The 24,667-nt window shown below is 73.7% G+C and carries 18 protein-coding genes and 1 pseudogene; 9 read left to right on the top strand and 10 right to left on the bottom strand.

Going from position 1 to position 24,667, the window contains the following annotated elements; translation table 11 throughout:
* Positions 1–106 precede the first annotated feature (106 nt).
* From ECOMGDLI_RS25495 to ECOMGDLI_RS25475, 5 genes are all read left to right on the top strand, one after another.
* Positions 107–1,060: an ABC transporter permease gene (locus tag ECOMGDLI_RS25495; protein WP_088319658.1), complete on the top strand. Its 954-nt coding sequence runs from the start codon at positions 107–109 to the stop codon at positions 1,058–1,060.
* A gap of 137 nt (positions 1,061–1,197) precedes the next feature.
* Positions 1,198–2,061, top strand: a complete 864-nt coding sequence (locus ECOMGDLI_RS25490; RefSeq protein ID WP_088319681.1) for an ABC transporter permease — start codon at positions 1,198–1,200, stop codon at positions 2,059–2,061.
* Positions 2,058–4,154, top strand: a complete 2,097-nt coding sequence (locus ECOMGDLI_RS25485) for an ABC transporter ATP-binding protein (protein WP_088319657.1) — start codon at positions 2,058–2,060, stop codon at positions 4,152–4,154. Before ECOMGDLI_RS25490 ends, ECOMGDLI_RS25485 begins: the two co-directional genes overlap by 4 nt.
* Before the next feature lie 22 nt (positions 4,155–4,176).
* Positions 4,177–5,007 carry an IclR family transcriptional regulator gene (locus tag ECOMGDLI_RS25480; protein WP_088319656.1) on the top strand — a complete coding sequence of 277 codons (831 nt, stop codon included), beginning with the start codon at positions 4,177–4,179 and terminating at the stop codon, positions 5,005–5,007.
* A gap of 10 nt (positions 5,008–5,017) precedes the next feature.
* A complete protein-coding gene (locus tag ECOMGDLI_RS25475) occupies positions 5,018–5,482 on the top strand; it encodes a GNAT family N-acetyltransferase (protein WP_198955169.1) in 465 nt (154 codons plus the stop codon).
* Positions 5,483–5,504: 22 nt separating this feature from the next.
* On the opposite strand, the gene ECOMGDLI_RS25470 is transcribed toward ECOMGDLI_RS25475, so the two are convergent.
* Positions 5,505–7,268, bottom strand: a complete 1,764-nt coding sequence (locus tag ECOMGDLI_RS25470) for a serine/threonine-protein kinase (protein ID WP_158221152.1) — start codon at positions 7,266–7,268, stop codon at positions 5,505–5,507.
* A gap of 116 nt (positions 7,269–7,384) precedes the next feature.
* Here ECOMGDLI_RS25470 and ECOMGDLI_RS25465 point away from each other — a divergent pair, with 116 nt between their 5' ends.
* On the top strand, positions 7,385–8,296 hold the full coding sequence (locus tag ECOMGDLI_RS25465) for a hypothetical protein (protein WP_143447933.1): 912 nt from the start codon (positions 7,385–7,387) through the stop codon (positions 8,294–8,296).
* A gap of 278 nt (positions 8,297–8,574) precedes the next feature.
* Complete coding sequence (locus ECOMGDLI_RS25460; RefSeq protein ID WP_158221151.1) at positions 8,575–9,435, top strand: SH3 domain-containing protein; 861 nt, start codon at positions 8,575–8,577, stop codon at positions 9,433–9,435.
* Between the two features lie 9 nt (positions 9,436–9,444).
* On the opposite strand, the gene ECOMGDLI_RS25455 is transcribed toward ECOMGDLI_RS25460, so the two are convergent.
* The 7 genes from ECOMGDLI_RS25455 to ECOMGDLI_RS37000 all read right to left on the bottom strand — a co-directional run.
* Complete coding sequence (locus ECOMGDLI_RS25455; protein WP_088319652.1) at positions 9,445–10,905, bottom strand: FAD-binding oxidoreductase; 1,461 nt, start codon at positions 10,903–10,905, stop codon at positions 9,445–9,447.
* Between the two features lie 11 nt (positions 10,906–10,916).
* Positions 10,917–12,347, bottom strand: coding sequence for an FGGY-family carbohydrate kinase (locus ECOMGDLI_RS25450; protein ID WP_088319651.1), 1,431 nt, complete (start codon positions 12,345–12,347; stop codon positions 10,917–10,919).
* Complete coding sequence (locus ECOMGDLI_RS25445; RefSeq protein ID WP_088319679.1) at positions 12,344–13,099, bottom strand: SDR family oxidoreductase; 756 nt, start codon at positions 13,097–13,099, stop codon at positions 12,344–12,346. Before ECOMGDLI_RS25445 ends, ECOMGDLI_RS25450 begins: the two co-directional genes overlap by 4 nt.
* A gap of 57 nt (positions 13,100–13,156) precedes the next feature.
* A complete protein-coding gene (locus tag ECOMGDLI_RS25440; RefSeq protein ID WP_088319650.1) occupies positions 13,157–14,620 on the bottom strand; it encodes a trimethylamine methyltransferase family protein in 1,464 nt (487 codons plus the stop codon).
* Between the two features lie 132 nt (positions 14,621–14,752).
* Entirely contained in the window at positions 14,753–17,221 is a 2,469-nt protein-coding gene (locus tag ECOMGDLI_RS25435) for an FAD-dependent oxidoreductase (protein WP_088319649.1), read from the bottom strand.
* A 9-nt stretch (positions 17,222–17,230) separates the two neighbouring features.
* The gene (locus ECOMGDLI_RS25430) at positions 17,231–18,556 is read right to left on the bottom strand and encodes an FAD-binding oxidoreductase (protein WP_088319648.1); all 1,326 of its coding nucleotides are present in this window, start codon (positions 18,554–18,556) and stop codon (positions 17,231–17,233) included.
* 332 nt (positions 18,557–18,888) lie between these two features.
* A partial coding sequence (locus ECOMGDLI_RS37000; protein WP_369812790.1) for a putative bifunctional diguanylate cyclase/phosphodiesterase occupies positions 18,889–20,821 on the bottom strand: 1,933 nt, incomplete at its 3' end.
* Between the two features lie 881 nt (positions 20,822–21,702).
* Here ECOMGDLI_RS37000 and ECOMGDLI_RS25420 point away from each other — a divergent pair.
* Positions 21,703–23,079 (top strand): hemolysin family protein, encoded by a 1,377-nt coding sequence (locus ECOMGDLI_RS25420; protein WP_198955167.1) that lies wholly within the window; start codon positions 21,703–21,705, stop codon positions 23,077–23,079.
* Here ECOMGDLI_RS25420 and ECOMGDLI_RS25415 read toward each other — a convergent pair.
* Positions 23,068–23,805, bottom strand: coding sequence for a TetR/AcrR family transcriptional regulator (locus ECOMGDLI_RS25415; RefSeq protein WP_088319645.1), 738 nt, complete (start codon positions 23,803–23,805; stop codon positions 23,068–23,070). The genes ECOMGDLI_RS25420 and ECOMGDLI_RS25415 overlap by 12 nt on opposite strands.
* Positions 23,806–23,885: 80 nt before the next feature.
* On the opposite strand from ECOMGDLI_RS25415, the gene ECOMGDLI_RS25410 reads away from it, so the two are divergent.
* Complete coding sequence (locus ECOMGDLI_RS25410; protein ID WP_088319644.1) at positions 23,886–24,413, top strand: DUF6326 family protein; 528 nt, start codon at positions 23,886–23,888, stop codon at positions 24,411–24,413.
* Between the two features lie 68 nt (positions 24,414–24,481).
* On the opposite strand, the pseudogene ECOMGDLI_RS36095 reads toward ECOMGDLI_RS25410, so the two are convergent.
* Positions 24,482–24,667: pseudogene (locus ECOMGDLI_RS36095) on the bottom strand (hypothetical protein); the annotation flags it as partial.

The following is a 24,667-nucleotide window of genomic DNA, read 5'->3' as shown; positions in this document are numbered from 1 at the left end:
GACCGGAGCGACGAGACCCACCGCACCGACCGCACCACCCGCTGCACCCGCCCTGCCCGCGCCGCCCGGCGCCGACCCGTCTGCCACCCGACCTGGGGGTGAGTCCATGGTGGTCTACGTCCTGCGGCGGCTCGCGCTCGCAGTCGTGACGCTGTTCCTCCTGACCCTGATCGTCTTCGCGATCTCCAACGTCCTGCCGCAGGACGTCGCACGCGCCATCCTCGGCCCGTTCGCGCCGGCCGAGTCCGTGGCCCAGCTCAACAAGCAGCTCGGCACCGACCAGCCGCTGCTCGTGCAGTACTGGCGCCTGCTCAAGGGCATCATCACGTTCGACTTCGGGACGTCGTACCAGTCGGGCCAGCCGGTCACCGAGCTCATCGGCCAGACCCTGTCGAACTCGGCCAAGCTCGCGATCCTCGCCCTGCTGCTCACCGTGCCGCTCGGCGTCGTCGGCGGCATCGCCGCGGCGCTGCGCAAGGGCCGGCTCGCGGACCGCGTCATCGTCACGCTCGGCCTCGCCGGCTCGGCCATCCCGGAGTTCGTGACGAGCACGTTCCTCATCTTCGTCCTGGGCCTCAAGCTCAACGTCCTGCCGGTGCTCGCGACCTGGCCGGAGGGCTCCTCGATCGGGACGCAGGCGTACTACCTGCTCATGCCCTCGCTCGCGCTCGTGCTCGTCTACTTCGGGTACATCGCGCGGATGGCCCGGGCCGGCACGATCAGCGCCCTCGAGGCCGACTACACGCGGACGGCGACGATGAAGGGCATGACGCGGGCGAAGGTGCTGCGCACCCACGTCCTGCGCAACGCGCTCCTGCCGACGATCTCCGTCGTCGCCACCCAGACCGGCTACCTCTTCGGCGGTCTGCTCGCCGTCGAGGTCATCTTCAACGTGAACGGTCTGGGCCGACTGCTCGTCACGGCCGCGAAGGCCAAGGACCTGCCGGTGCTGTCGGCGGGCGTGCTCGTCATCGGCACGATCTACATGGTCGCCACCCTGCTGGCGGACCTGCTCATCTCCTACCTCAACCCGCGGATCCGGTTGGCGGCCAACGCATGAGCGAGACGACGCGCCCCTCCGACGGCCCGCACAGCGCGGCCACCCCGAGCAGCAGCACCAGCGATGCGGCAGACATGACCCACGGCCTCGTCGACCGGGAGATGAACGAGATGGTCACCGTCCCCGCCGGACCGGGCATGACGGCGTCCGCAGCGGCCCTCACGGCCCGCAAGACGGCGCGCCGCGAGACGTTCCGGCTGCTCATGCGCAAGCCGTCCTTCGTCATCGGCAACCTCATCGTCATCTTCTGGGTCGTCTGCGCCGTCGGCGGCAAGGCCATCGCGCCCTACGACCCGCAGCAGAACTTCTCGGACTTCCTGCACGCCCCGCCCGGCGGGGACTTCCTCCTCGGGACCGACCGGCTCGGGCGCGACGTCCTCTCCCGGATCATCACGGGCGCGCGCGACGTCCTCATCGTCGCGCCGGTCTCCGCGGTCATCGGCGTCACGCTGGGGACCGTCCTCGGCCTCGTCATGGGCTTCTACCGGGGCGCCGTCGACGACATCCTGTCCCGCATCGTCGAGGCGTTCCTGTCGCTGCCCATCGCCGTCGTCGGCCTGCTCGCGCTCGTCGTCCTCGGCCCGTCGAACACGACCGTCCTCACCGTCGTCGGCCTGCTCTTCGCACCGATCGTCGCGCGGACCGTCCGGGCCGCCGTCCTCGCCGAGCGCGAGCTCGACTACGTGCAGGCGGCCCGGCTCCAGGGCGAGTCGTCGTTCTACATCATGTTCCGCGAGATCCTGCCGAACATCACCGGCCCGATCATCGTCGAGCTCACGGTCCGCATCGGCTACGCGATCTTCACGGTCGCGACGCTGTCCTTCCTCGGGGTCGGCGTCCAGCCGCCCTCGCCGGACTGGGGCCTGGCGATCTCCGACGAGTACAGCTTCATCATCAGCGGGTACTGGTGGCCCGTCGTCTACCCGTCGCTGGCGATCGCGAGCCTGGTGATCGCGGTCAACCTCATCGCCGACGCGCTTCAGGGGGTGCTGTCCCGATGACCGCAGCGAGCAGCGAGCCGGGCCTCCCGGTGGTGGCGGCGGACCCGCTCGCGGGGGCCGACCGGGCCACCGCGGCCCTCCACGTGGAGAACCTCGAGGTCGACTTCCTGGTGCGCGGCATCCCGCGCCGGGTGCTGCGCGGCGTCTCCTTCTCGGTCCGCCCGGGCGAGTCGTTCGGCCTCGTCGGGGAGTCCGGCTGCGGGAAGTCGACGACGGCGTACTCCGCCCTCGGCCTGCTCCCCGACAACGGCCGGGTCGCCGGCGGCCAGGCCCTCATCGCCGGCCGGGACGTGACGCACATGTCGGCGTCCGACCTGCGCCAGGTCCGGCTCAACGACGTCTCGATGGTCTACCAGGACCCGGGCGCCGCGCTGAACCCGACCCTCAAGATCGGCATGCAGGTCACCGAGGCCTTCACGATGCTCGGCGCGGCCAAGGCCGAGGCCCGCGACCGCGCGTTCGAGGCGCTGCGCCGGGTGCGGATCTCCGACCCGCGCGGGGTCATGGAGCGCTACCCGCACCAGCTCTCCGGCGGCATGCAGCAGCGCGTCGTCATCGCGATGGCGCTCGCGAACGACCCCAAGCTCCTCGTCCTCGACGAGCCGACGACGGGTCTCGACGCGACGGTCGAGGCGGAGGTGCTGGACCTCGTCGAGTCCCTGCGCGAGGACACCGGCGCCGCCGTCCTGCTCATCGCGCACAACCTCGGGGTCATCCGGCGGATGTGCGACCGCGTCGGCGTCATGTACGCGGGCAAGGTCGTCGAGCAGGGGCCGGCCGCCGAGGTCTTCGACAACCCCTCCCACCCCTACACCGTCGGGCTGCTGCGCTGCCTGCCGCGGCACGGGGCCCGCAAGAACGACCGCCGGCTCGACACGATCCCCGGCTTCCTGCCGCAGATCGGCGAGGCGCTGCCCACGTGCGTCTTCGTCGACCGCTGCCCGATCGCGACCGACGTCTGCCGCACGCAGGCCCCGCCGGTCGTGGCCCTGGGCACCGACACGAGCGGCGCGCGCTTCGCCCGCTGCCACCACATCGACAAGGTCGCCCAGATCGAGCCGACCGGGCTGCTCAGCGGCGCCGACGCCGAGGCCCGCGAAGTCGAGCCGATCCTGCGGCTCGAGGACGTCAACGTGACGTTCCACCAGAACCGGCGCAGCATCCACGCCCTGGTCGACGTCAACCTCGACCTGCGGCCCGGCGAGACCCTGGGCCTCGTCGGCGAGTCCGGCTCCGGCAAGACGACGCTCGCCAAGACGATCCTCGGCATCCAGCAGCCCGACACCGGCAGCCGGGTGGTGCTGGACGGCGTCCCGCTCGAGGGCAGCACCCGCAAGCGCCCGCAGGACGCCCGTCGGTCGATCCAGATCGTCTTCCAGAACCCGGACTCCGCGCTCAACCGGGCCCAGTCGGTGCGCGCGATCCTGTCCCGCGCGCTCGCCAAGCTCGCGGGCATCACCGGGAAGGAGGCCGACACCCGGCTCGACGTCCTCATCAACCACGTCCGGCTCACGCCCCGCCACCTCGACCTCAAGCCGCGCCAGCTGTCCGGCGGTCTCAAGCAGCGCGTCGCGATCGGCCGCGCCTTCGCGGGCGACCCGCGGATCGTCGTCTGCGACGAGCCGACGAGCGCCCTCGACGTCTCGGTGCAGGCGGCGATCCTCAACCTGCTCGCCGACCTGCAGCGCGACGAGCAGTCGAGCTACGTCTTCATCTCGCACGACCTCGGCGTCGTCCGGTACCTCTCGGACCGGATCGCGGTGCTCTACCTCGGCCGCATCATGGAGGTCGGCCCCGCTGCCGACGTCTTCGCCGGACCGCACCACCCGTACACCGAGGCGCTGCTCTCCGCCGTGCCGAGCGTCGACGGGGCGCCCGAGACCCGGATCCGGCTCGACGGCGAGGTGCCGAGCGCGGCGAGCCCGCCGCCGGGCTGCGTCTTCCACACGCGCTGCCCGCGCCGGCTGGAGAGCGGGATCTGCGAGACCGAGGTCCCGCCGCTGGTCGAGGTCGAGCCCGGCCACCGGATGGCCTGCCACATCCCGCTCGAGGAGCTGCGCGGGCTGCAGGCCGCCGAGACCGTGCAGGCCTGACGGCGCAGGCGGCGACCCGACGATGGCGGTCACGACGCGGACGCCCCCTGACGCCGAGGGGTCGGACGGCGACACCCGGACGACGCAGCGCGAGAACCAGTCGGTCCGCAAGGCGGCGGCGCTCCTGCGCGCCGCCGCCGACAGCGGCGCCGGCACGACCGTCTCGGCGCTCGCCCGGGCCGCCGACCTGCCGCGGGCGACGGCGCTGCGGATGATCGAGTCGCTCGTCGCCGAGCGGCTGCTCGCCCGGCTGCCCGACGACCGCGTCGTCATCGGGCCCGGGCTGCACAACCTCGCCCGGACGACGAACCTCACCGAGCTCATCCTCGACTGCGCCCGCCGGCCGATGGAGGAGCTCGCCGAGCGGGTCCGCGAGTCGGTGACGCTCACGGTGAGCCTGCCCGACGGGTCGCTCTCGCTCGTGCGCCAGATCGACGGCCCGCACATGCTCGGCATGACGAACTGGGTCGGGCGCCCGTTCGCGCTCCACACGTCGAGCTCGGGCAAGCTCGCGCTCGCCCACGCCGACCCCGCGCGGGTGGAGGCGTTCCTGCGCGGCCCGCTCACGAAGGTGGCGTCCCGGACCATCACCGACCCCGACGTCTTCCGCGCCGAGCTCGACGAGGTGCGGGCGACGGGCTGGTCGCAGATCGAGGACGAGATCGAGGACGGCATCGCGGCGATCTCGTGCGGCATCTTCTTCGACGGCACCCTCGTCGCGAGCCTCAACATCACCGGCCCGACGATCCGGTTCACCGCACGGTCGCGCAAGGCCGCCCTCCCGCCGCTGCGCCGGGCCTGCGCCGCCGTCGAGACCGCCCTCGGCTCGACGCCGACGCGGCGCCGGCGCTGACGCGGTAGCCGTGACCGCAGCCTTCCGGTGGCGCCGGCCCGACGAGGCCGACCACGCGCGGATCGCCCCCGTGCTCGACGCGTGGTGGGGCGGTCGCGACATGTCCGGGATGCTGCCCCGCCTGTTCTTCAAGCACTTCACCGGCACGTCGCTCGTCGCCGAGACGGACGACGGTGCGCTCGCGGGATTCGTCGTCGCCTTCGTCTCCCAGGACGACCCGACCGCCGGGTACATCCACTTCGTCGGCGTCGACCCCGCGCACCGCGCGTCCGGCCTGGGCCGCGACCTCTACGAGCGCACCTTCGCCGAGCTGCGCGGCCGCGGCTGCACCCGGGTGCGGGCGATCACGTCCCCGGTGAACACCGGCTCGATCGCCTTCCACACCCGGATGGGCTTCGACCGCGTCGCCCCGCCGGTGCACGTCGACCACGACGGCCCCGGCGAGGACCGCGTCGTGTTCTCGCGCGCCCTCTGACCGCCGTCCGCGGCCGGGTCCGTCAGAAGACCCGGTACTCGACCACGGCCGCCGACGACACCGGGTCGACCGAGACGACCCGGACCTCCACCAGGTCCCCCCGCGCGGTGAGCGCGCACGCGACCTTCCCGGCGCGGAACGTCTCGATCTCCACGAAGGGGCCGTCCTCCCGGGCCGCGAGCGCCGCGCGGCAGCCGGCCGCGTCGGTGATGCCCGGCGCGACGGCGACCCGCCGGGCGAGGCTGAAGTACAGCTTGTCCGGCAGCTCGCCCCATTCGGCGTCGTAGTCGTTCACCCCGTCACCGATGACGCCGTCGACGAAGCGGAGCTGGGTCCCGACCTCCAGCGAGCGCCGGACGGAACGAGGGATCCTCGTGGCCGGGGACGCCGCACCGGTGGACGGCGACGACCCCGCTGATGCCGACCCTGCCGACCCCGACGACCCTGCCGGACCCGACGCCTCCGGGGACACCGCGCTGCCGCCGGAGGACCGGGTCCCGCCGTCCGCCGTCCCCGTCGACGCCGGGCCGGTGCCCGACGGCTTCGGGGACGCCCCCGCCGTCCGGTCGCCGTCGCGCGCCGCCGTCCCGGATCCCGAGGGCAGGACCCAGTTCAGGGCCGCCGCCAGGAGTGCCACGAGCGCCACCGCGACCGCCACGCCTGCGAGGCGGCGCCGTCGGCGGGACCGCGGCGCCGGCTGGTGCGCGCCCTGGTCGGGGAACGACCCGACGGCCCACGTCGGCAGGGCCACGGTGGGGTCGTCGGGGCCGGCCGGGGGCGGCGCGTCCCAGGCCGGTGCCCCGAGCACCTTGGTCGCCCCGGTCGGTGACGGGGCCGCGGCCCCGTGCGGCGGGAGCGCGACGCTCGTCGTCTGCCGCGCCCCGGCCAGCCAGGGCACGAGCCGGTCCGGGCGGTCGACCGGGTTCGGCGCCAGCCCGGCCATGACCGTCGAGACCACCTCCGGGTGCCCGGCGGTGAGCGGCGACTGCTCGAGGACCTGGCGCATGACCGCGGGGTCAGGGCCGCACCCGTCGGCGCGCAGCGGCGGCAGGACCCCGGTGAGCACCTGGAACGCCGTGACGGCGAAGGAGAACCGGTCGGTCTCCGGGGTCGGCATCGCGTACTCGCCGGCGTGGAAGAACTCCGGCGCCGTGTACAGCGGCGAGGCCATCGGCGGCCCCTGCCGGGACGTTCCGCGCATCCGCATGAGGCCGAAGTCGACGAGCTTCACGCCGCCGTCGGGGGTCAGCCGCGCGTTGTCGGGCTTGACGTCGCCGTGGGCCACCGGGGGCAGCGAGGGACCGCCCGCGTGCAGCGCGTCCAGGCCGGCGGCCGCCGTCAGCAGGAGCCGGAGCCGGTCGCGCAGCGTCGCCTGCGGGTTGTCCTCGAGCCAGTCCTGCAGCGAGGGCCCGTCCACCAGCTCCATGACGAGGTAGCGGCACGGGCCGCCGGCGGCGTCGGCGGCCGCGCCCCAGGGGTGCATGGGCCGTCCGACGAAGGCGGCGTGCACGACGGCCAGACCCGGGTTGTGCACGTGCCGGATGGCCTGCGTGCGCCGCAGCCAGTCGGCGGCGGCCTCGGCGGGCAGGTCGCGGGAGAAGACCTTGACGGCGACGGGGATGCCCACGGCCGCCGTCGGGTCCGGCCGCGTCACCGCGCGCCAGACCTGCGCCTCGCCGCCGGCCCCGATCAACCGGACGAGCTGGTACGCGTCCGGGTTCTCGTCCGGTCCCACGTACACGCCCGGTGGCGACGTGGGCACCGTCGTCCGCTGACCGTCCGTCATGTCCCCTCCCGAGATCATCACGCGGCCAGCCTGGCGCAGGCTTCCCGCTGCCGTCATCCCTGCGACGACGATCGGTGGGTTGACCCACCGTCCGCGCGGAATGCCACAATCGCGCCGTGATCCACGCGGGGGCGCCGGTGTCCGTCACGGACGACCTGCTGCGCCGCTACACGGCCGGGTGGCCTGCTGACCGCGCCCGCGCCGCCGGGGCCGGACGGCACCTGCTCGTGGCCTACGCCCGGGTCCGCGAGCCCGCCACCGCCGACCCCCGGGCCGCGGTGCTCCGGCCCCGCCGGGTCTGGGACCTCCCGCCGACGCAGACGTTCGGGGCGGGCCGGTCCCCCGCCGCGGTCGACGTCGCCCTGCCGCTCGTCGAGGACGACGGCACCCAGGACGACGCGGTGCCCCGGCTCGCCGTCCGGCTGGAGTTCCGCAGCGGGCACTGGTGGGTCACGAACCACGCCACCGGCAGCGCGACCGCCACGATCTGCGCGCCCGGCGTCCAGGAGGAGGTGAGCTCCAGCAGCCCGCCGCACCCCCTGCGCCGCCGGCGGGCCACCGTCACGGTGCGGGCCCGGGCGGCCGGCCCGTCCGGTCCGGTACCCGTCGAGCACCGGCTCCACGTGGTGCTCCCCTGGATCCCGGACGACGCGCAGGCGGCCCCCCGGGCCGGTGACCCGGAACCGGCGGCCACGACGACCTACGACGCGGTCTCGGCGCCGCCCTGGTCGTGGGCCCACCGACGCCTGCTCGCCGCCTGGGCCTACGGCGACCTCATCGGGCTGGCCGCCACGGGGACGACCCGCGGCGCGGCCGCCCGGATCATCCTCGGCCAGCCCCTCACCGGTCCGGACCCGAACGAGCGCGTCCTCAACGGCCTGCGCCGGCGGGCGTCCCGCGAGCTCGGCATGAGCCTCGCAGGCGAGGCGCGCACCCCGGCGTTCCTGTCCTACGTCGTCGCCCGGCGGGCGCATCTCGCCGAAGCCCTGTCGGCGCTGCACGCGGAGTACGACGCCGCGCACCCGTGACCCCGCTCTCACTTCCCGGCCGCCACCCGGCTCCCCGACGACCCTCGCCGCAGCACGAACGATGCCCTCAGCGTGCTTGATCCAGCACTCTGCGTGGCTGCATCTCAGATCACGCTCCGGAGCCTGTTTGTCCCGATATGCTTCTATTGCTCGAGTTGTCGTCCCGATCAGGAGAGAAACTCGTGCCCTTGCGTCACCAGCGTCCGGAGAACACCGGGCAGCCGTCGACCCCTGACCGCTCCCGGCGCCCGCGCCCCCTCGTCACGGCGGGAGTGGGCATGGCCGCGCTGGGGGTGACCCTGGGCGCCACGCTGTGGCCGGCAGCAGGTCCGCAGGCCTCGGTGCAGCCCGCCGCCGCTGCCGCGGACGAGCAGCAGGACGCGGCCCGTCGGGCGGCCGCCGGCCGTGCCGCGGCGGCGCTGCGGATCGAGGAGCGCACCAGCCGGGACCGCAGCCGGACGTCGCCGGCGGCGCCCGCCGTCCGGGCCGCTGCCGCCGCCCCGCGTCCGGCCCCGGTCCCGAGCATCGTCGGGAGGAAGTGGGTCACGCGGGACGTCAACGTCCGTTCCGGCCCGTCGGCCGGCAGCGACCGCATCGACGGCCTCGCGGCCCGCGCCCGCACGGGCGTGACCGGGCTGACCCGCAGCGGGTGGACCCAGGTCGTCGTCGACGGTCGCGCCGGCTGGGTCAGGTCGACGTTCCTGTCGACGACGAAGCCCGAGTCGCGGACGTCGAAGACGTCGCGGTCCGCGGCGCGGCGGGCACCGGCCGGGGTGTCGGACGCCAGGTGCCGCAAGAGCAGGGCCATCGAGCCGCATCTCACGGCGAACGCCCGTGCCGTCTACCGCGCCGTGTGCGCGACCTACGGCGGCTCGGTGTCGTCGTTCGGCGGCTACCGCCCCGGCGACCCCCGGGACCACGGCACCGGCCGTGCCGTCGACATCATGGTGTCGGGCGCCCCCGGCACGAGGATCGCCCGGTACGTCCAGAGGCACGCCCGCGAGCTCGGCGTCACCTACGTCATCTACCAGCAGCGCATCTGGATGGCCGGCGACCCCGCCGGCCGGTGGAAGTTCATGGCGGACCGCGGCGGCGCCACGGCGAACCACTACGACCACGTGCACGTCAGCGTCCGCTGACCGGGCCCCTCACCCCGGCGGCAGCGGCCAGATCGTGCCGGCGTTCATGATGCCGTTCGGGTCGAAGGCCCGCTTGAGCCGCACGAGCATCGGCCACGCACTGCCGTGCTCGTCCTCGATCCAGGCGGTGCGGTGCTTGCCGACGCCGTGGTGGTGGACGATCGACCCGCCGAGGCGCAGCGTCTCCTCGCAGATGATCGCGTTGACCGGCGTGTGGAACCGGGTGATCTCCTCCTCCGGCGGGCAGTCCCCGACGTTGTAGTAGTACACGAAGTACATGTTCGTACCGTTGACGTAGCTGTGCGACGAGTGGCCGCCGACCATCTCGAGGCCCGGGATCTCGGCGGCGACCCGGTCGCGGGCGGCGACGTAGATGTCGTGGATCGCCGACCAGCCGGCCGACACCTCGGTCGTGAAGCCGATGCTCTTCGTCTGCGCGATCTCGACCCGTTCTGCCGCAACCTGTTCCGGGCCCCAGTTGAGCCGGTTGAACCACGCCTCGACGACCGCGCCGTCGACCGGCCGGCAGGTGCCGCGGGCCGCCACGAGATCGGCGATCGCGTCGGCCGTCGCGTCGGCGACCCGGGCGTTGCCCTCGGCGACGAAGACGAGCGTGCACTCGTCCGGCCCGGCGAAGTGCGAGAAGTGCTGCGCGCCGTCCGGCCCGTCGTAGAGCCGGGCCACCGACGGCCGCAGCCCTTCGGCCATCACCTCGCGCAGGATCGCGAAGCCCTCGGCCATCGAGTCGAGGGTCCAGCCCAGGTAGCGGTTGTTCTCCGGCCGGTACGGGAAGATCTTCACCGTCACCTCGGTGACGAAGCAGAGCCCGCCCTCGTTGCCGATGACGACGTGCCGGATGTCCGGCCCCGCCGCCCGGCGCGGAACGTTCTTGATCCGGGACACGGTGCCGTCCGGGAAGACCGCCTCGAGGCCGACGACCATGTCCTCGATGCCGCCGTAGAGCGTCGACAGCTGGCCGATGCTCCGGGTCGCGACGAGACCGCCCATCTGCGCCAACGGTTTCGACTGCGGCGAGTGGCCGGTCGTCCAGCCGAGGCTCGCGAGGTGGTCGTCGAGCTCCTGCAGACCGACGCCGCACTGCGCGGTGGCCTGCATGTTCTCGACGTCGACGGTGACGATCCGCTTCATCCGCGACCCGTCGAGGACGACCGAGTCGGGGACGACGGTCTCGAGGCCGCCCTCGGTCGCCGACCGCCCGGTGCGCGGGACGACGTTGACGCCGTGGGCGTCCGCGAACGCGAGCACCGCCGCGACGTCCGCGGTCGACTCGGCCATGACCACGGCGGCAGGCGGCGGCTGGGTCCAGACCCCGCAGATGTCCTCGTACTTGCGGAAGCGGTCGACGCTGCTGCGGCGCAGCTCCTCGGGGTCGGTGACGACCTTCGCGGCCCCGACGGCGTCGACGAGGCCGGCGACGACCGCCTCCCGGGTGAGCGTGCTGGGCGACATGACGGAACCCTTCAGTGGAAGATCTCGTAGCTGCGGGCCAGGACGGGGTCGGTGCCGGCACGGATCGAGCCGTGGATGTCGCGGAGCCGGTCGTAGAGCGCGACGACGTCCGGGCGCGGGTCGGCCTGCGGGCCGGGCCGCACCATCCGGGCCGCGGCGGACGCGACGTCGGGTGCGAGGCCGGCGCCGACCGCGGCGCAGATCGCCGCGCCGAGGCTCGCGGCGCTGCTCACCCCGGGCCGGGCGACGGGCATCCCGAGGGCGTCGGCGAAGACCTGCAGCGTCAGCGCGCTCGCGGCGCCGCCGCCGGAGACGACGGCGTGGGACGGCGTCAGGCGCAGCTCGTCGTACATCGCGTCGAGGCACGTGCGCATCGTGAGCGCCAGACCCTCGACGACGGAGCGGTACAGGTGCGGCCAGCCGTGCCGGGCGTCGAAACCGAGCATGACGCCCTTGCGGTACGGGGCGTCCGTCGGCGCGAGCCAGTCGAGCACGGTCATGAGACCGTCGCTGCCGGGCGGGACGCGCTCGGCCGCGGCGTTCATGACGTCCTCGGGGGCGACCCCCTCGGCGTCCGCCCGGGTCGCCAGCTCGGCGCCGAGCAGGTCCCGCAGCCAGCTCACCGTCCACATCCCGCGCCGCACCCCGTGGCTCTCGAAGAGGTACCGGCCGGGGACGCACGCGAAGTTGGTCCACGCGTCCCTCAGGTCGGGGGCCCAGCGGTCGCCGACGACCATCCCCGCGACGTACGTGCCCAGCGAGACGAGGACGCCGCCGGAGTCGACGAGACCGCACCCGAGCGCCTCGACCGCCTTGTCGTTCGCGGTCGCGACGACGGGGACGCCAGCCGGCAGCCCGGTCGCCGCCGCGGCCGCAGGGGTGACGGTGCCGAGCACCTCGCCGGGCGCGACGAGGTCGAAGAGCATGTCGCGTCGGACGTCGGTGCCCGGGTACCCGCCGTCCGGCCCGGGCGGCAGCCAGTCGAGGGCGGCGCCGTCGAACGGCCACTGCCCGGCGTAGTTCGCCTGCGTGTCGACGAACGCGCCGGTGAGCCGGTGCCCGACGTACCCGGACGACGCGGTCACCCACGCGACCGAGGGGTCGACGTGCTCGTACGGCCGGGACACCCGGGCGTCCATCCAGCTGAGCACCGGGCCCGCGAGCGAGCCGTCGGCGCGCAGCATCGCGCGGCAGAACCGGATCGTGCACAGCCCGACGGCGGCGATGTCGGCCGGGTCGCCGGGGAAGGCCGCCATCGCCTGCCGGCAGGCGCCGGCGAGGGAGTCCCACAGGTCGTCGTCCGGGTGCTCGACGACACCGGGCACGGGGGTCGCGTTGGGCCGCAACGGGACCCGGCCCTCGCAGACGGGCCGCCCGGTGTCGTCGTAGACGACGACCTTGGTGCTCTGCGAGCCGCCGTCGATGCCGACGAGGTACCTCATCGGACGAGGTACCCGCCGTCGACGACGAGCAGGTGGCCGTTCACGTAGTCGGACGCGCGACCGGCCAGGAAGACGAGCGCGCCCATGAGGTCCTGGGCCTCGCCCCAGCGGCCGGCCGGGATGTGCTCGAGGACGCGGCGGTTCGCGTCCGGGTCGGAGCGGGTCTTCGCGGTGATGTCGGTGGCGTAGTAGCCGGGCGCGATCCCGTTGACCTGGATGTTGTGCTGCGCGAGCTCGTCGCAGTAGGCCTTGGTGAACCCGGCGAGCCCGTGCTTGGTCGCCGCGTAGGCGGGGGACCACTGCCCGCCGAGGTAGGAGAAGAGCGAGCAGACGTTGACGATCTTCCCCGACCCCTGGGCGACCATGTGCCGGGCCGCCTCGTGGCTCAGCTCGAACGGCGCGGTGAGGTTCACGGCGACCATCGGGTCCCACAGGTCACGGCCGAACTCGTCGACCGGCGCGATGTGGCAGATCCCCGCGCTGTTGACGAGGACGTCGATGCCGCCGAGGGTCTCCACGCACGTCTCGACGATGCGGCGAGGCGCACCGGGCTCGGTGACGTCGACGGCCATGAACTCCATCCGGCGCCCGACGGCCTCGACCTGGGCGCGCGTCGTCCCGTCGTCGTCCGCGAGCCCCGGCACGAGGACGTCGGCCCCGGCGGTCGCGAGCGCGAGCGTGAAGGCCCGCCCGAGGCCGGTGTTGCCCCCGGTGACGACGGCCCGCTTCCCCTCGAGCGAGAAGAAGTCCATCGAGAAGTCGGTGATCTCCACGTACCTGTCGCCCTCGTTCCGCCGTCCCGGTCGGGGTCAGTCGCCGAGCTCGGTGCGGCGCCGGTTCACGAACGCGAGCAGCTCGTCGTGGACCGACTCGTCCATCGCCGGGAGCTCGTACTTCTCGACCGTCTCGCGCCAGATCTCACCGGCCCGGGTCGCGGTGTCCCGGCCGCCCTTGCTCACCCAGCGCTCGAAGTTCTCGGTCGAGGAGAGCATCGGCCGGTAGAAGCAGGTCCGGAAGCGCGTCATCGTGTGCGCGGCCCCGAGGAAGTGCCCGCCGTGCCGGACCTCGTCGTGCGCCTCGAAGGCGAGCGCGTCCTCGTCGACGACGAGCGGGGAGAACTGCTCGCGCAGCACCCGCAGCAGCTCGACGTCCATGACGAGCTTGTCCGGCGACGAGACGAGACCGGACTCGAGCCACCCGGCCGACTGGACGACGAGGTTGGCGCCGGCCTGGAAGGCCGCGAGCAGGGTGTTGAAGGCCTCGTAGGCGGCCTGGGCGTCCAGGGTCTGGCTCGACGTCAGGCCGCCGCCGCCGGCGCGCCAGGGCAGCCCGTAGCGGCGGGCGATCTGCCCGGAGGCGTACAGGCCCTTCGCGGACTCCGGGCCGCCGAAGGCCGGCGAGCCGGACTGCATGTCCGTCGTCGAGAGGAACGAGCCCATGACCGCGGGCGTCCCGGGCCGGACGAGCTGCATGAGCGCGATCCCGGCGAGCGACTCGGCGGTCTGCTGCGCGAGCGCCGAGACGGTGCTCACGGGGGCCATCGCGCCCATGAGGAGGAACGGGGTCACGACGACGCCCTGCCCGGCCTCGGCGTAGCGCAGCAGCGCCTCGAGCATCCGGTCGTCGTACCGCAAGGGGGAGTTCACGTTGACGATCGTCATGATCGACGTCGTCGGGCGGCCGTCCTCGCCGGCGGGCACGAAGAGGTCGTGCCCGCGGTGCACGATCCGGGCGGCCTCGATGGAGTCCAGCGCGTTCGCGTTCGACAGCGCCGACCCGAAGATCGGCTTGTCGGTGAGCGTGAAGCTCGCGTAGAGCATGTCGAGGTGCCGGGAGTCGAGCGGCCGGTCGTTCGGCTCGATCATCGGCATGGTCGCCATGTCGAGCTGCGGGAACGACTGCACGAGCTTGGCCATGAGCTCGTAGTCCGACAGCGTGCCGTCGCGGCGCTCGTCGCCCATCCGGAAGAACGGCGGCCCGGAGACGCACGGGAAGACCATGTTCCGCCCGCCGAGCACGACCGAGTGCTCGGGGTTGCGCGCGCGCAGGTGGAACTCGCGCGGGGCCTTGGCGACCATCTCGAGGACGAACTCGGGGTCGAGGTGGACGACGCTGTCCTCGACCTTCTGCCCCGCGGCCCGGAACAGCTCGAGCGCCTCGTCGTGGAGGAACTCGATGCCGATCTCGCTGACGAGCCGCTTCCAGCCCCGCTCGATCGTCTCCAGGCCCTCGGGCGAGATGATCTCGTAGTAGGGCATGTCGTTGCGGAACACGTCGGTTCCTCCAGTCGTCGCAGGGCCCCGCCCCATGGTCGGGAGCGCGCGAACCCGTCGTCAATATGTGGTGGCCATGGCACCACTATGTGGTTGGACGTGCTGTTCGCCGATCATGCCGAACCGGACGGATCAACCGCGCTGGCGCAGTCCCTCGGGGTCGTACGGGCTGTCCTCGACGACCGTCGCCGGGGTGCGGACGCCGACGACGTGCACCTCGAGCGGCGTGCCCGGCGCGGCGAGGTCGACGTCGAGGTAGGCCATCGCCAGGCTCCGCCCGACACTGTGCCCGTACCCGCCCGACGTCACGAACCCGACGCGCCGCTCCCCCGACCAGACCGGCTCGAACGGGCCGGCCTCGGCGTCCTTCGTCGCGACGTCGAGGGTGACGAGGCGCTGCGCCGGGCCGGTCTCCTTCTCGCGCAGAGCGGCCTCCCGGCCGACGAACCCCGGCTTGTCGAAGGCCACGAACCGGTCCAGGCCGCTCATCCCGGGCGTGTAGGCCCAGGTGAACTCCTTGGACCAGATGCCGTAGGACTTCTCCAGGCGGAGTGAGTTCACCGCGTTGTAGCCGATGTCGGCCACCGGGACGCCGCGGGCCGCGAGCCCCGCCCCGGCCTCGCGGAGCGTCGCGTAGAGCGAGCGCAGCTGCGCCGCCGGGACGTTGAGCTCGTACCCGGTCTCGCCGGTCACCGAGAGCCGGCCGGCGCGGGTGCGGACCAGACCGACGTCGAGCGTCGTCGCCCGCATCCGCTTGAGCGCGGTGCCCGAGACGTCGTCCTTCGTCACGGCGGCGAGCAGGTCGCGCGCGGCCGGGCCCGAGAGCGAGACGCCCGCGACGTCGTCCGAGATGTCGCGGACGGCGACGCTGCCCGCCGGAGCCGCACCGCTCGCGTCGCCGCCGGCCCCCGGCAGCTGGGACTCGAACCAGCGCATGTGCCACTCGCGCAGGTAGTACGAGCCCATGAGCCAGAACTCGTCGTCCGCCCAGCAGGTCAGGGTGAGGTCGCCGAGCAGGCGGCCCGACGGGCTGAGCATCGGCGCGAGCCGGACGCCGCCGACGCCCGGCACCTTGGACGCGACGAGCTGCTCGAGCCAGGCCCGCGCACCCGGCCCGCGCACCTCGTACCGGGAGAACGCCGTCGTGTCGAGGATGCCGACGCCCTCGCGGGTGGCGGTCACCTCACGGGCGACGTGCTCGAAGGCGTTGCTGCGCCGCAGGGTCGGGGTCTCGGTGAAGCCGGGGTCGGCCGCGAAGTAGAGCGGCGTCTCCAGGCCCCACGAGACGCCCCAGCGCGCGCCGGCGGCGTCGAGGTCGGTGTGGATCGCCGACGTCTTGAGCGGGCGGCCCGCGGGGAGCTGCTCGTTCGGGTAGGTCATGACGAAGCGGCGTTTGTAGAACTGGCCGGTCGTCGCCTCGAGGTAGCCGCGTCCGCTCGCGTACGCCCCGTACCGCGCGACGTCCATGCCGTAGACGTCGCCGGCGGGCTCGCCGTCCACCATCCACTGCGCGAGCGTGAGACCGACGCCGCCGCCCTGGCTGAACCCGGCCATGACGCCGCACGCGACCCAGTAGCCGGGCAGCCCGCGGACCGGCCCGACGAGCGGGTTGCCGTCGGGTGTGAACGTGAACGCACCGTTGACCCAGCGCCGGATGCCCGCGCCGTCCAGGCACGGGTAGCGCTCGAAGCCGACGGCGAGCTCGGGGGCGATCCGGTCGATGTCCTCGGGGATGAGCTCGAGGCCGTAGTCCCACGGGACGCCGTCGAGGTTCCAGTGCTTCGGGGTGAGCTCGTAGACGCCGAGGAGAAGGCCGCCCTGCTCCTGCCGGGCATAGGTGTAGCCCTCGAGGTCCATCATCATCGGCAGCTCCTTGGTGAGCGCCTGGACCTCGGGGAGCGGCTCGGTGACGAGGTAGTGGTGCTCCATCGGCGTCACCGGCAGGTCGACACCGGCCATCCGGCCGACCTGCTTGGCCCACAGCCCGGCCGCGTTCACGACGTTGTCCGCGGTGACCGTGCCCTGCTCGGTGACGACGGTCCAGCCGCCGCCGGGGCGCTGCACGAGCTCGAGCACCCGGTTGTGCAGGACGATCTCCGCGCCGCGCTGCTTCGCGGCCGCGGCGTACGCGTACGTCGTGCCGGACGCGTCGAGGTGGCCCTCGATCTCGTCGAAGAGGGCGCCGTGGACACCCTCGACGTCCATGATCGGCGCGAGCTCCTTCACCTCGGCGGGCGAGATGAGGTGCACGGTGTCGATGCCGAGTGTCTGGTAGACCGCCCACTGCGCCTGGAGCCACTCCCAGCGCTCGGGGGTGCCGGCGATGCTCACGCCGCCGGGCATGTGCAGACCGCACGACTGGCCGGTCTCGGCCTCGAGCTCCTTGTAGAGGTTGATCGTGTACGCCTGCAGCGCCGCGACGTTCGGGTCGGCGTTGAGGGCGTGGAAGCCGGCGGCCGCGTGCCACGTCGAGCCGGCGGTGAGCTCGGACCGCTCGACGAGCACGAGGTCGGTCCAGCCGAGCTTGGCCAGGTGGTAGAGCACGCTCGCGCCGACGACGCCGCCCCCGATGACGACGCAGCGGTAGTGGTTGCTGTTGATGGCCTTCTCCTAGCCCATGACGGTGAAGCTGCTGTCCCGGTTGATGACGCGGCGCCGGCTGAAGGCCGACAGGTCGACGGTCTGACCGCTGTGCGGCAGGTCGACGGTGACGGGGGTCGTGTCGTGGTCGAGGCCGTTCTCGCTCGCCGCGATGATCCGCTGCAGGTAGAGCCCGGCCATCGGCGCGTTCTTGAACTGGTTGCCGCTCGTGCCGATCGCGACGTAGTAGCCCGGCAGCGCCGTCCGGTCGTAGATCGGGATCCAGTCGTCGGTGACGTCGTAGACGGCCCCGATCCCCTTGGGCCGGTTGGGGACCGTGAGCTCGGGGAAACGACGCGCGGCGCGGTAGACCTGCGCGGTGTAGATCTCCTCGGTGACGCCGGTGTTGAAGTCGTCGGGGTCGTCGACGAAGTGCATCGGGTCGCACGCCGGCTCGGTGCCGCCGACGAGGATCTCGCCGTTCGGGGTGCCCCGCCAGTACGTGCCGAGGTCGAGGTCCGCCGCGACCGGGCCGGCCACCCGGCCGGCGCTGTACCCGGGCGGCTCGGGCACGTAGTGCACCTCGTTGCGCAGCGGGCGGGTCGAGACGTTGAAGTCACCGAGGACGTCGCCGCCGTCGTCCGCGAGGGCGTTGACCCGGCTCGACGCCGGGCCCGCGCAGTTGACGACGACGGGGGCGTCGATCCGCGTGCCGTCGGCGAGGTCGACGCCGGCCACCCGGCCGCCGGCCCGGGCGACCCCGGTCACGGTGGCCTTGAAGAAGAACGTGGCGCCCAGGCGCCGGGCCGCGGTCGCGAGGTTGTGCGCGGCGAACTGCGGGTCGTCGACGAAGCCCGCCTCGGGCATGTAGAACGCGCCGAGCTCGCCGTCCGGGTCGGCGAGGAACTCCTCGCTGTCGACCGGCTTGGGCGGGTAGAACCGGCCGTTGTCGATGCTCGGGATCCGCTCGCGCAGGGTCGCGGCGTCCCAGACCTCGTACGGCACGCCGACGGTGTCGAACAGCGGCAGCACCTTCTCGGGGGCCAGGCCCGGGGCGTCGAGGCAGAACGAGCCCACCTTGTGGAACCGCGCGACCCGGCCGTCGTCGTCCGGGCCGCCGAGGAACTCCTCCCACGCCTCCCAGGCGAACTTGCCCTCCCAGGACGTCGCGACGCCGGCGAGCGTGGAGTAGTTGAAGCGGATGATCGCCGAGGACGCGCTCGTCGAGCCGAGACCGGGGGCGCCCTCCCGGGCGACGACCGCGACGCGCAGGCCGTCGCGGGCAAGGGCGTGGGCGACGGCGCACCCGATGACTCCGGCGCCGATGACGACGGCGTCCGCGGTGTGGTTCGGCATGCGGCCTGGCTCCCTGCTCGGGGCTGCGGGCGGCACGGAAGGGCCGTCGCACCCGTGTTCTACCAAGGAGTCCGCACCCCCGGCTAGAGCGGGAGGGGTGGCGCGCCGAAGGTCACGCGGGGGTCACGGCGCCGCCGAGGGGTGTTCACTGGCCGGTGAGGACCCGCCCGGCCAGTGAACAGGCACGAACCGGACGCGGACGCCGCCGCCCGCCCGTCAGCGGACGATCTGCAGGTGCGGGCCCGGCCCGTCGTCCTCCGAGCGCCCGCGGCCGCCCGCGGCCGGGCCGGCGACCGGGGCGACGGGCGCGACGGGGGCCGGGGTGTCCCGGNCTGCAGATCGTCCGCTGACGGGCGCGACGGGGGCCGGGGTGTCCCGGACGTCGACGAAGGTGCTGTCGCCGATCCACGACCGCGACGTCCAGCCGTCGGCCCACTCGAGCAGCTCGTCGGCGGGCATCGGCTCGGCGAAGTAGTACCCCTGGGCGAGCCGGCAGCCGAGGTGGCGCAGCATCGCCACGGTGCGCGCGTCGCCGACGCCCTCGGCGACGACCTCGACGGCGAGGTTCTTCCCGAGGTCGAGGATCGACCGGATGATCGCCTCGTGCGGGCTGCCCGCGCCGAGCCGCTGGACGAACGACTTGTCGATCTTGACCTGGTCGGGGGCGAGCCACGACAGGTAGGTCATCGACGAGTAGCCGGTGCCGAAGTCGTCGACGGCGACCGAGACGCCGAGCTCGCGCAGCCGCCCGACGACGGCCATCGCCCGCTCCGGGCTGGCGATGACGCCGCCCTCGGTGAGCTCGAGGCAGAGCAGCCGGCCCGGCACGTCGTAGCGCTCGAGGAGGCGGCCGACGGCCACCGGCAGCCAGGCGTCCCCGAGGGTGCGGGCCGCGAGGTTCACGGCGACCCGGACCTCCATCCCGGCGTCCAGCCACGTCCGGCAGGACGACAGCGCCTGCTCCAGGACGACGGCCGTGAGCTCCTGGACGAGCCCGCCGCGCTCGGCCGCGAGGACGAACATCTCCGGGTCGACGAAGCCGAGCGCCGGGTGCCGCCAGCGGGCGAGCGCCTCGACCGAGTGCAGCAGCCCGGTGTCGAGCGCGATGAGCGGCTGGACGTACGTCGTCACCTCGCCGCGGCCGAGCGCGAGCCGCAGGTCCGCGGCGAGCGAGAGCGGCGCATCGTTCGCGGCCGCCATCTCGTGGGCGTAGAAGCGGTAGCCGCCGGAGTCCTGCTTCGCCGTGTACATCGCGACGTCCGCGCTGCGCAGCAGCGCGTCGGCGTTGCCGCCGTCCTTCGGCGCGATCGCGAAGCCGAGGGAGCCGCCCAGGCGCAGCTGCTCGCCGCTCACGACGAGCGGCTCCTCGAGGCTGGCGATGAGCCGGCGGGCCACCGCCGTGACCTGGGCGGCGTCGGTGGCGTCCAGGACGAGGACGGCGAACTCGTCGCCGCCGAGCCGGCCGACCTCGACGCCGTCGCCCGCGGCGCGCTCGAGCCGCTGGGCGACCTCGGCGATGACCTGGTCGCCCGCGAGGTGACCGAGGGAGTCGTTGACGGTCTTGAAGCCGTCGAGGTCGAGGACGCCGACGGCGATCGGCGGGCCGCCGCGCAGCGCCGACTCGGCGGCCTCGTCGGCACGGCGGCGGAACACGCCCCGGTTCGGCAGCCCTGTGAGGTGGTCGTGGAGGGCCTCGAAGCGGAGCTGCTCGACGACGGTCGCGTGCCGGAGGGCCACGTTGACGTGGTTGCCGACCGTCTCCAGCGTGCGCAGGTCGTCGGGGCCGTAGCCGCGCTCCTCACCGAGCCGCTCGCCGACGAGCAGGACGCCGTCCACGTCCTCGCCGAGCGGCAGCGGGACGACGACGGCCTCGGTCTGGGTGAGGGCGGCGAGCAGCGCCCGCTCCGCCTCGGTGGTGCCGCGGACGGCGCGCCGGGGGCGGACGTCGAACGCCGGGTGCGGCCAGGGCGCCCCGCCGTCGTGGACGACCTCCTCGCCGTGCTCGACGCTCCACGTGCTCAGGCGCGCGGCGCCGCGGCGGTGGACGAGCAGCTCGGCGGACCGGGCGCGCATCACCTCGACGGCGTGCGTCACGGCGGCGCGGGCCACCTCGTCGACGGTGCGGGCCTCCTGGAGGGACTCGCTGAGGCCGAAGAGCCGGCTGACCGCCGCGTGCCGCTCGGTGAGCAGCGCGTAGGCCCGGTAGCCGACGAGGACGACGACGCACGCGAGCGCGAGCGGCAGGACGGCGTCCCGCCCGCCCATGAGCGCCATCGTCGCGACGATGCCCGCGACGGACACCGCCGCCGGCAGCGCGAGGGAGTGCAGGAGCTGCTCACCGACGACCCGCATCGGCGGGATCCCGTCGTACCAGGAGATGACGACGGTGAGGACGAGCCCGTCGAGCAGGCCGGCCGACGCGGTCGCGAGGACGGCGGCCAGCCAGCCCCGCGGGGACGACGCGAGGGCGCCGTCCCCCACCGCGTGGAAGACGGCGACCGCGAGCGTCGTCCCGGCGCCGACGAGGGCGAGGTTGAAGGAGGTCTTGAGGGCCGTCGTCCGCCGGAAGACGACGAACGCGGTGCCGCTGCCGAGCAGCCGGGAGACGAGCAGGGCCGGCGGGGCCAGCGTGAACAGCCCGATGACGAGCGCGAGCTCGCTGATGGAGACCGACTGCTCCTCGCGGCGCACCCTGATCCGGAAGACGAGGACCTCGGTCGCGACGAAGACGACGGCCAGGACCGCCCAGTGGACGAGCACCATGCCGGGCGCCAGGGTCGGCGGACCGACCCAGGCGACACCGGCGCAGGACAGGCCGAGCAGGGCCGCCAGGACCCCGACGCGGACCGACGGGGGCACGAGCGGGGGGCGCCGTCCGGGCACACCGGAGGAGGGCAACTCCTGCCCTGTGTGCGCCACGGCGCTGCCTCCCGTGTGACCTGATCCAGCCCCTGATCCGGCCCCGCGGTGCCCGCCGCCCGGGTGGCCGGCGCCGGGACCACCGTCCGGCGGGACGTGGTGTCCCGTGCGGATCATCGCCGCGACGTGCGCGGACTGTCAGTCGATTGACACGATTGTGGCCGACCGGGGGACCGGGGTCGGCCACTCGGACGACCCGTGACCCCCCGTGTGAGGGAGTGGTGCACGTGCTGGGCGAGATCTCGCTCGTCCTGGCGTTCGTCGTCGTCGGGGGGGTCTTCGCCGCCGCGGAGATCGCCCTGGTGTCGCTGCGGGCCGGGCAGATCAGCAGGCTCGCGGCGACCCATCGGCGCGGGCCGACGGTCGCCCGGCTCACGCAGGACCCGAACCGCTTCCTGTCGGCGGTGCAGATCGGCATCACGCTCGCCGGGACGCTGTCGTCGGTGTTCGGCGCCGCGAACTTCGAGGCCCCGCTCCGGGGCTGGCTCACCGGGCTGGGGCTGCCGGCCGGGGTCGCCCGGCCCGTCGCGCTCGTCGTCGTCGCCCTCGCCGTCGTCTACGTGACCCTCGTGTTCGGCGAGCTCTCGCCCAAGCGGCTCGCCCTGCAGCGGGCCGAACCCATCGCGCTGCTCGCCGCTGCGCCGCTCGACGCGATCGCCCGGATCACCCGCCCGGTGATCTGGCTGCTCGGGGTGAGCAGCGACGTCGTCGTCCGGCTCCTCGGCGGCGACCCGCGCGCGTCGCGCGACGACGTCACGGAGGAGGAGCTGCGCGACATCGTCGCGACGAACGCCGAGCTGAGCATCGACGAGCGCCGGCTCATCGCCGAGGTGCTCGACGCCGGCGACCGGCCGGTGCGCGAGATCATGGTCCCCCGGCTCGACGTCAGCGCCCTCGACGCCGGGATGACCGTCGCGGAGGCGCTCGACGTCGTCGAGGGCCAGCCGCACTCGCGCTACCCCGTCGTCGAGGGCGGGCTGGACGACGCCGTCGGGTTCGTGCACGTCCGCGACCTGTTCTCGGCGCACGCCCGGAGCGACCCGGGGACGACGCTGCGCAGCCTGGCCCGGCCGCTCCCCCGGGTGCCGGACAGCCGCCGGGCGCTGCCCGCGCTCGCCGAGATGCGCCGCGAGGGCTACCACGTCGCGCTCGTCGTCGACGAGTACGGCGGTGGCGCCGGCATCGTGACGATGGAGGACCTGCTCGAGGAGCTCGTCGGCGACATCACCGACGAGTTCGACGCGGCGGCGCGCGGTTCGCGGCACGCGGAGGGGGCGGACGGCGACGGGCCGCGGCCGCTGCCCGACTCCCCCGTCGACGCCCAGCTGCGGCTGGAAGAGTTCGAGGAGGAGACCGGCGTCGCGCTCCCGGAGGGGCCCTACGACACCGCCGCGGGGTGGGTGGTCGCCGCGCTCGGCCGGATCCCGGTCGTCGGGGACGTGGCCGCGCACGAGGACGTCGTCCTCACCGTCACCGAGATGCGGGGCCGTCGGGTGGAGCGCGTGACGCTGGCCCGGGTGCCGGTCCCGGTCCCGGTGCCGGACGCCGAAGCGGCGGCGGACACGGGCGCGGAGGGTGCGGCCGCGGAGGGGTCAGACCGCTGACGCCGATCCGGCCGCCGACGCCGCAGCGGCGGCCCGACGGTGCGCCTCGAGACCGTCGAGGACGAGCCCCAGGGTGAACTCGAACTCGGCCTGGGTGTCGCACAGCCCGATCGTGCCCTCGGCCTCGTGGACGGCGACCTCGGCGAGCCGGGCCAGGTGCGGCATGGCGAGCGCCATGGCCTCCGCCTGCGGGGAGGCGACCCCCTCGTCGTCCGCCGTCGGCTCGAAGAGCTCCTGGGTGAACCCGAGGAGCATCGACCCGAGCGAGTGGATCGCCCGGTGCGCCAGCTCGTACCCGCAGCCCGCCTCGACCATCGTCGCGACGAGGGCCTCGAAGAGCGGGTAGACGGTGGGCGGGGGCTGCGGCTGGGTGGCGACGAGCGGCGGCGCCCAGGGGTGGCGGAGCATCACCCCGCGGGCGGCGAGGCAGCGCCGGCGGACGACGTCCCGCCAGCCGGCCGGGTCCGCGGCCGGGTCTGCGGCCGGAGACGGGGGCAGGGGCGGGGCATCGAGGGCCGCGACGGCGATCTCGCCGACGACCGCCTCGGTGAGCCCGGCGAGCAGGGCCTTCTTGTCGACGTAGTGGTAGAGGCTCATCGCCTCGCAGTCGAGGACCTCCGCGACCCGGCGCATGGTCACGGCGGGGACGCCCTCGGCGTCCGCGACCTCGAGCGCGGCCGCGAGCACGCGGGCGCGGCTCAACGGCTCCTTGGCACGTGCGGGCATGGGACCTCCGGTACTTCCCTGGGGACATCTTACGCCGTAAGTTTGGTCTTACAACGTAAGACTCAGGTCAGGAGGACGTCATGACCACGATCAGAACGACCACCGGATCGACGACGAGCGGCTCGACGCCGGAGGCGGCGTCCCGGGCCGGTACGAGCGCCAGGGCCGGCAGGAGGCTGGACCCGGCCCCGGTGGGCGTCCGGACCCGGCTGGCCGGCCTGTGGGCAGCGATGCTCTTCGTCTTCGCCTACGTCGACCTCTTCAGCTTCTACCGCGCGGACTTCCGCGCCGACGTCGAGGCGGGCACCGTGAGCGGCTTCACCGTCGGACAGGGGTTCCTGCTGGGGACTACCGCCTACATCCTCCTGCCGAGCCTCATGGTGTACCTCGTGCTGGTCCTGCCGGCCCAGGTGAACCGGGTCGCGAACATCGCGCTCGCGGTGGTCTACGCGGCGACGATCGTCGGCGGCGCGATCGGCGAGTGGCAGTACTACGTCGTCGGCAGCATCGTCGAGGTGATCCTCCTCGCGGTCATCGTCCGGTCCGCGTGGGCATGGCCGAAGCAGGACGAGAAGCAGGACGAGAAGCAGGACGACCAGGCTGCCTGACCTCCTCAGCTTTCCGGTCTGGTCGACCGTCACCGTCGTCGACGGACGGGCGCCGTGGGCGTGCGTCCTTAGAACGGAGGCGGCTCCTCCTCGGCAGCCGCGTCCACCCTGGCGCGAGTCGTCGAACGCGACACGACATGCGGCAGCGCGACGTTCGGGAGCGAGGCGTTCGGGAGCGAGGCGTGCGGCAGCGGGGCGTGCGGGAGCACGGTCCAGGTGCGTCCGGTGCGGGTGGTCCACAGGGTCGTGCCGGG

The organism is Kineosporia sp. R_H_3, from assembly GCF_002198675.1.
Classification (GTDB): domain Bacteria; phylum Actinomycetota; class Actinomycetes; order Actinomycetales; family Kineosporiaceae; genus R-H-3.
Note: the sequence above shows the minus strand (reverse complement) of the source record. Positions and strands in the feature narration are given on the sequence as shown.

Excerpts from the sequence above, each read along its gene's own strand:
- ECOMGDLI_RS25455 (WP_088319652.1), bottom strand. The coding sequence starts at position 10,905 with ATGTCGCCCAGCACGCTCACCCGGGAGGCGGTCGTCGCCGGCCTCGTC.
- ECOMGDLI_RS25430 (WP_088319648.1), bottom strand. The coding sequence starts at position 18,556 with ATGCCGAACCACACCGCGGACGCCGTCGTCATCGGCGCCGGAGTCATC.
- ECOMGDLI_RS25445 (WP_088319679.1), bottom strand. The coding sequence starts at position 13,099 with ATGGACTTCTTCTCGCTCGAGGGGAAGCGGGCCGTCGTCACCGGGGGC.
- ECOMGDLI_RS25495 (WP_088319658.1), top strand. The coding sequence starts at position 107 with ATGGTGGTCTACGTCCTGCGGCGGCTCGCGCTCGCAGTCGTGACGCTG.
- ECOMGDLI_RS25485 (WP_088319657.1), top strand. The coding sequence starts at position 2,058 with ATGACCGCAGCGAGCAGCGAGCCGGGCCTCCCGGTGGTGGCGGCGGAC.
- ECOMGDLI_RS25415 (WP_088319645.1), bottom strand. The coding sequence starts at position 23,805 with ATGCCCGCACGTGCCAAGGAGCCGTTGAGCCGCGCCCGCGTGCTCGCG.
- ECOMGDLI_RS25480 (WP_088319656.1), top strand. The coding sequence starts at position 4,177 with ATGGCGGTCACGACGCGGACGCCCCCTGACGCCGAGGGGTCGGACGGC.
- ECOMGDLI_RS25410 (WP_088319644.1), top strand. The coding sequence starts at position 23,886 with ATGACCACGATCAGAACGACCACCGGATCGACGACGAGCGGCTCGACG.
- ECOMGDLI_RS25470 (WP_158221152.1), bottom strand. The coding sequence starts at position 7,268 with ATGACGGACGGTCAGCGGACGACGGTGCCCACGTCGCCACCGGGCGTG.
- ECOMGDLI_RS25450 (WP_088319651.1), bottom strand. The coding sequence starts at position 12,347 with ATGAGGTACCTCGTCGGCATCGACGGCGGCTCGCAGAGCACCAAGGTC.
- ECOMGDLI_RS25460 (WP_158221151.1), top strand. The coding sequence starts at position 8,575 with ATGGCCGCGCTGGGGGTGACCCTGGGCGCCACGCTGTGGCCGGCAGCA.
- ECOMGDLI_RS25490 (WP_088319681.1), top strand. The coding sequence starts at position 1,198 with ATGACGGCGTCCGCAGCGGCCCTCACGGCCCGCAAGACGGCGCGCCGC.